The sequence below is a fragment of the Psychrobacter sp. 1U2 genome, from assembly GCF_051847575.1.
This window is the reverse complement of the sequence record NZ_JBPYDC010000819.1, coordinates 1-820: the sequence shown is the minus strand read 5'-3', so window position 1 is coordinate 820 and position 820 is coordinate 1. Positions and strand designations below refer to the sequence as shown.

Below are 820 nucleotides of genomic sequence, written 5' to 3'. Positions count from 1 at the left end.
GCCGAGCCCTAATTCAATAGTAAACAATGCCAGTACTGCAAATACCAACAATAGCGACTTTACTCAACTACAAGACTTACCAACAGGAACATCGCAAGGTCAACAAACCACTATGCCATATAATGACAACAAAATGAGCAACCACTCAGCACCGATCTCAAACGATCAAAAGCCACAAACAGCCTTTAATCAACGTGATGATATCAACAACCCGCATACACTGGATACTGATGGTTCAGAACAGACTCATTTTGGTTACAAGACTGTCAACAAAGCTGAAAAGCAAGCGCGCGTGGCTGATGTATTTACCTCAGTTGCCAAAAAATACGATATCATGAACGATCTGATGTCTTTTGGTATTCATCGCCTTTGGAAGCGTTTTGCTATTAGTTTATCTGGCGTACGTGCAGGTCAACACGTATTAGATATCGCAGGTGGTACAGGTGATTTGGCTAAAGTGTTTAGCCGTGAAGTAGGTCGCAATGGTCATGTTGTCTTGTCAGACATTAATGCAGCGATGCTAGAAGTTGGCCGTGAGCGCTTGATTAATGCCGGCTGTAACAACGTTGACTTTGTCCTTGCCAATGCTGAAACTCTCGCCCCTTTCGAAGATGAGAGTTTTGACTTATTGACGATTAGCTTTGGTCTACGTAACGTCACTGACAAGGATGCGGCTCTACGTTCAATGTACCGTGTATTAAAGCCAGGCGGGCGTTTATTAATCTTAGAGTTCTCAAAACCTATTTTTGAGCCATTATCTAAAGCTTATGACTTATACTCTTTTACTGCGTTGCCTCTTATGGGTAAGCTTGTGGCGAAC

General features: G+C 42.8%; 1 protein-coding gene. It reads left to right on the top strand.

The genetic code is table 11. From position 1 onward, the window contains the following. Positions 1-16: 16 nt before the first annotated feature. Positions 17-820, top strand: an 804-nt coding sequence (locus tag ACS8FD_RS18920; RefSeq protein ID WP_439276991.1) for a class I SAM-dependent methyltransferase, incomplete at its 3' end; no start/stop codon positions are given.